Annotated in this window: 5 protein-coding genes and 1 rRNA gene; 5 read left to right on the top strand and 1 reads right to left on the bottom strand. The window is 28.5% G+C overall.

Features of this window, described 5'->3' with window-relative positions:
* Nucleotides 1–22 precede the first annotated feature (22 nt).
* From rrf to BUB51_RS11930, 5 genes are all read left to right on the top strand, one after another.
* Nucleotides 23–139: ribosomal RNA gene (gene rrf, locus BUB51_RS11950) — 5S ribosomal RNA — on the top strand.
* Nucleotides 140–210: 71 nt separating this feature from the next.
* Complete coding sequence (locus BUB51_RS11945) at nucleotides 211–882, top strand: SanA/YdcF family protein (RefSeq protein WP_073198003.1); 672 nt, start codon at nucleotides 211–213, stop codon at nucleotides 880–882.
* 85 nt (nucleotides 883–967) lie between these two features.
* Nucleotides 968–3,742: a UPF0182 family membrane protein gene (locus BUB51_RS11940; protein WP_073198002.1), complete on the top strand. Its 2,775-nt coding sequence runs from the start codon at nucleotides 968–970 to the stop codon at nucleotides 3,740–3,742.
* A 14-nt stretch (nucleotides 3,743–3,756) separates the two neighbouring features.
* Nucleotides 3,757–4,212 carry an S-ribosylhomocysteine lyase gene (locus tag BUB51_RS11935; protein ID WP_073198000.1) on the top strand — a complete coding sequence of 152 codons (456 nt, stop codon included), beginning with the start codon at nucleotides 3,757–3,759 and terminating at the stop codon, nucleotides 4,210–4,212.
* A 1-nt stretch (nucleotide 4,213) separates the two neighbouring features.
* Nucleotides 4,214–5,173, top strand: a complete 960-nt coding sequence (locus tag BUB51_RS11930) for a PLP-dependent cysteine synthase family protein (protein WP_073197998.1) — start codon at nucleotides 4,214–4,216, stop codon at nucleotides 5,171–5,173.
* Here the strand turns inward: BUB51_RS11930 and BUB51_RS11925 are convergent.
* Complete coding sequence (locus BUB51_RS11925) at nucleotides 5,170–5,367, bottom strand: hypothetical protein (RefSeq protein ID WP_035164993.1); 198 nt, start codon at nucleotides 5,365–5,367, stop codon at nucleotides 5,170–5,172. The two genes, BUB51_RS11930 and BUB51_RS11925, sit on opposite strands and share 4 nt — an antisense overlap.
* Nucleotides 5,368–5,654: the final 287 nt, after the last annotated feature.

Genomic DNA, 5,654 nt, shown 5'->3' with positions numbered 1-5,654 from the left:
AAATTCAATCGAAGATTGTAAATCCGGTGACAATGGCGGAGGGGTCACACCTGTTCCCATTCCGAACACAGAAGTTAAGCCCTCCAGCGCCGATGGTACTTGGCGGGAGACCGCCTGGGAGAGTAGGTCGTTGCCGGATTCTTTTATTTTTTGTATAAAAATATGTTATAATCTAATAAGAATTCTTTGTTCAGACGGAGATGATATATTATGAATAGATTATTTAAACGAATATTATCTATTTTATTGATATGTATTATATTTGGAATAGTAGTGGTAGGAATCATTAATTATAATATAATTAAATTTTCCAATAAGTATATTGTATCTTTAGAAGATGCTCCAAAATGCGAGGCAGCTTTAGTTTTAGGAGCTTTAGTATATAGAAATGGAAGAGTATCACCCATTCTTCAAGATAGATTAGATGTTGGAATTGAACTTTATAAGAATAATATAGTAAAGAAAGTCTTGTTAAGTGGAGATCATGGACAGAAATCATATGACGAAGTTAACGCTATGAAAGAATATGTAATATCACGAAATGTACCAGCAGAAGATATTTTTTTAGATCATGCAGGATTTAATACTTATGATAGTTTATATAGAGCTAAACATGTCTTTCAAGCAAAAGAGATTATCATAGTTACTCAAGAATATCATTTGCCAAGAGCGATTTATATTGCTAGAAAATTAGGTATAGATGCATATGGAGTTACAGCGGACAAACATATTTATCCTAAAATGCCTTTATATAAAAATAGAGAGTTTTTGGCTAGAGTTAAAGATTATGTACTTGTAAATTTTTTAAAACCAAAATCAAGATATTTAGGTGAAGTTATTGATTTGAGCGGTGATGGACGGATTACTAATGACAAAAAATAACTTACAGAGTTTGAAATATATTAAATAGGTAGTATAATGATAGTATAGCATTATACTACCTATTTTTTGAAAGGGGAAATTAGATTTGAATAAAAAAACTGGTTATATAATCGGCATTGTTATAATTTTAGCATTAATTTTAATAAGTTCTTTTTCAAGTATTATAAGTTTCATTACGGATTATCTATGGTTTAAGGAATTAGGATATACTAAAACATTTTTTACAAAATTAAAAACCCAATTTACAATAGGAATACCTACTTTTATTTTATTAACTTTGTTATTAGTTTTTTATTTTAAATCTATTAAAAAGAGTTATTATAAAGTAGCCGGTATAATACCGGATAGGGTTGCAGAAAAAAGATTAAATTCTGTACTTTGGGCTGTTTCAGTTTTGGTTTCACTATATATTTCTTCGATATTTGCAGGTAATTTGTGGTTTACAATATTGAAATTTATCAATTCGAATAATTTTAATATTAATGACCCTATATTTAATAAAGATATATCATTTTATATATTTAAACTGCCATTATTAAGTGAGATTATAAATCTACTATTACTACTCTTATTTATATTAATTGTTTTAACTATTGTATTTTATTTAATTCTTTTAGCAATAAGAAGACCAGAAATTTATGATGGATACGAGTTTTATGATGGCCCAGTTAGAAACTTAAATTCACTATTCAATAAAAGAATTTTTAAAGTTATATTATTTCAAATAGGATTGATAGGTTTAGTAATATTTATCATATTCGGGTTAAGTTATATTTTAAAAAGCTATGAAATACTGTATTCAACTAGAGGAAAGGTATATGGTGCAAGTTTTACTGATGTTCATATATCATTATGGGTTTATAGAATAATGGCCTTTATATCTGTAATTTCGGCGATAGGATTTTTAATTGGAACTATTAAAAGAAAAGTTAAATTCGCATTAACAGGTCCTGCAGCTTTAATAATATTTTCTATGTTAGGAAGTATAGTTAGCGGATTATTCCAGCAGTTTATAGTTGAACCAAATGAGATTTCGAAAGAACAAAAATATTTAAAATACAATATAGAATATACTCAAAAGGCATATGGATTAGACAATGTTAAAGAAATGAATTTTAATGTTGAGCAAAATTTGACACGAGATGATTTAATTAAGAATAAAGAAACTATAAAAAATATAAAAATTAATGATTATAGACCTGTAAACCAAGTATATAATCAATTACAGGGAATAAGACAGTATTATAGATTCAATGATATAGATATAGACAGATATTATATAAATGGCGAATATATACAAGTATTTTTAGCAGCAAGAGAATTAGATCAAGAAAGGTTGAGTGAGCAGGCTAAAACTTGGATTAATCAACATTTAAAGTATACTCATGGATATGGACTTACTTTATCACCGGTTAATTCAGTTACGCCAGAAGGACAGCCTGAACTTTTAATAAAGGATATTCCACCTGTTACAGAGACAGATTTAAAAATAAAAAGGCCAGAAATATACTTTGGTGAATTAACTAACGACTATATAGTAGTAAATACAGACGAAAAAGAATTTGACTATCCAATCGGTGAAAATAATCAAGAAGCAGTATACCAAGGTTCAGCAGGTATAAAATTAACCGGAATAAATAGACTGTTATTTGCAATCAGAGAAGGAAGCCTTAAACTGATATTATCAGGTGATATCAACTCTGATAGTAGAATCGTAATAAATAGAAATATTATAGACAGGGTTGAAAAAATAGCACCTTTTATTATATATGATGATGATCCATATTTAGTTATAAATCAAGAAGATGGTAGACTTTATTGGATAATTGATGGATACACTGTAAGTAGTAAATACCCATATTCACAGCCTTATAGAAACACAGATATTAACTATATTAGAAATTCAGTAAAAGTAGTTGTAGATGCTTATAATGGAACTACTAAATACTATGTATTTGATGAAGAAGACCCTATAATAATGACTTATAAAAATATATTTTCTGATTTATTTTTAGATAAAAGCCAGATGCCTAAAGGCTTAAGAGAACATGTTAGATATCCTCAATTACTATTTGATATACAGTCTGAAGTATATAAGGTATATCATATAAATAATCCTGTTGTTTTCTATAATAAAGAAGATGTATGGGATATAGCTAAAGAAAAATATATGTCAAAAGTTCAAAAAGCTGAATCAAATTATGTTATGTTTAAATTACCGGATGAAGAAAAGGCCGAATTTCTTTTAACAGTACCTTATACACCAGCTACAAAGCCTAATATGACAGCGCTATTTGTTGCTAGAAATGATGGAGAAAATTATGGTAAATTATTTATTTATAAATTCCCAAAATCAAAAACTGTAGATGGTTTAATGATGATAGAATCTAGAATAGATCAGGATTCAAATATTTCACCGCAACTTACATTATGGAGTCAAAAAGGTTCTATAGTTTTAAGAGGAAACTTATTAGTAATACCAATAGAAAAGTCTCTATTATATGTAGAACCTATATATTTACAAGCTGATAATGAAAATAGTTTACCAGAGGTTAAAAGAGTAATAGTTGCATATAAAAACAAAATAGTTATGGAGGAGACTTTAGATAAAGCCCTTACTAAAATATTTGGGCAGATAGATAGAGAAAAAGATGAAAATGGTATGATTGATAATGTAGATGTAAATATATCAGATGGAAATCTAAAGGAAATAATAAAAAGGGCAAATGAAATATTTAACAAAGCTAAAGAGGCTTCTCAAAAAGGTGATTGGGCTAAATATGGGGAGTATTTAAATAAATTAGAAAATATTTTAAATAGTTTAAACAACTCATTAAACGATAAATCAGTAAATCAATAGGAAGGAGAAAAATTATGCCGATGAAAGTAGAAAGTTTTGAATTAGATCATACAAAAGTAAAAGCTCCTTATGTAAGAAAGGCTGGCAGGATAATAGGGCCTAAAGGAGATATAGTTCAGAAATATGATTTGAGATTTATGCAACCTAATGTAGGTGCTATACCGACGGCTGCAATGCATACAATTGAACATTTAATGGCTACTTATTTTAGAGATGAAATAGAGGACATTATAGACATTTCACCAATGGGATGTAGAACTGGGTTTTATTTAATAAAATTTGGAGAAACAGATGTTGAAGATATTAAAAAGGCGTGGGTTAAAGTTTTAAAAAGAATTATAGAAACTAAAGAGGAAGAAGTTCCAGCTACAAATGAAGTACAATGCGGCAATTTCAGAGACCATTCATTATTTTCAGCTAAAGAATATGCGAAAGTAGTTTTAGAAAAACTTGAAAAAGAGGGTGAATAAAATGAAAAAATATATAGAAAATATAAGTCAAATAATAGGAAATACACCAATGTTTAAATTTGATAATAAATCTTACGGCATACCAGATAATGTAAATATATTTGCGAAATTAGAATATCTTAATCCGGGCGGTAGTGTAAAAGATAGAACAGTTTTATATATGTTAGAACAGGCTGAGAAAAAAGGTATTATTAAACCGGGAGATACTTTACTTGAAGCTACAGCGGGTAATACAGGTATTGCATTAGCATTGTTAGGTGTACAGAAAGGATACAGAGTTATATTAGTAGTACCGGGTAAGTTTTCTATCGAAAAACAGATTATTATGAGAGGATTAGGTGCTCAAGTTTATAGTACGCCTACAAAAGATGGAATGGAAGGAGCGTATAGAAAAATAGAAGAATTATTAAAAGAAATTCCAAATGGTTATGTACTTAACCAGTTTACAAATCCACTAAATCCGGAAGCACATTATGTAATGACAGGTCCAGAAATATATGACGATATGGATGGAGAAATAGATGCGTTTGTTGCAGGAGCAGGAACTGGCGGTGCTTATTCTGGTATAGTTAAGTATTTAAAAGAAAAAAATAAGAATATAAAGGGAATATTAGCTGATCCAGTAGGTTCAATATTAGGTGGCGGCGAGTATGCTGCTTATAGAATAGAGGGAATAGGTAATGATTTTGTGCCTGAAACTATGGATATGTCATTAGTTGATGAAGCTATTTATGTAAATGATGATGAAGCATATGATATGGTTAAGGATATTGCAGTAAAATCGGGACTTACAGTTGGGTCATCTTCAGGAGCTAATTTGGTAGCTGCAATAAAATATGCAAAGAAATATAAAGGCTATAAAAAAATTAACATTGTAACTTTAATGCCTGATAGAAGTGATAGATATTTCAGCAAAGATATATATGGTTTTAACGATATGTATGAAAGTAATGAGGACTAATATCTTTTAGTCCTCATTATCTTTATTTCTTCAGCTGACATAGAGTCTAATTGTTTAGCTTTTATAGCTATATCATTTCTGTTGATAATACCTTTATCTACTAATACTTCAATAATACTTGCAATGGCTAATGTATTTCTATAATCTATTTCTTTTAAATCACTTAATTGAGAAATAATGTCTATATCATTCATAGTATCCCCCCTACTGATTATACATTTGTATTATTGACAAATTTATGAAATATATACAGTAGTTTTGGGAAAAATATTATTAGTAAACTTCAATTCGTAATTTAAGATATTGATAAAAAGTGCCGATAAATAATATATGATGCAGATAAGTAGAAAAGACAAAGAAAAAATAATAGAATCAATTAAAAATGGAAGAATTGATGCAGCTGATATAAGTTTTCCAAATTTAATAGACGATATAATAATGAAAATGAATAGAAAGGGGTTAATAAAGGATTTAACAAAAG

Source organism: Caloranaerobacter azorensis DSM 13643, from assembly GCF_900129995.1.
GTDB lineage: Bacteria > Bacillota > Clostridia > Tissierellales > Thermohalobacteraceae > Caloranaerobacter > Caloranaerobacter azorensis.
This window is presented reverse-complemented; position numbering and strand designations above follow the sequence as displayed.

Bases quoted from the DNA above. Each gene is read 5' to 3' on its own strand.
- BUB51_RS11925 (WP_035164993.1), bottom strand. From the start codon at position 5,367: ATGAATGATATAGACATTATTTCTCAATTAAGTGATTTAAAAGAAATA.
- BUB51_RS11935 (WP_073198000.1), top strand. From the start codon at position 3,757: ATGCCGATGAAAGTAGAAAGTTTTGAATTAGATCATACAAAAGTAAAA.
- BUB51_RS11945 (WP_073198003.1), top strand. From the start codon at position 211: ATGAATAGATTATTTAAACGAATATTATCTATTTTATTGATATGTATT.
- BUB51_RS11930 (WP_073197998.1), top strand. From the start codon at position 4,214: ATGAAAAAATATATAGAAAATATAAGTCAAATAATAGGAAATACACCA.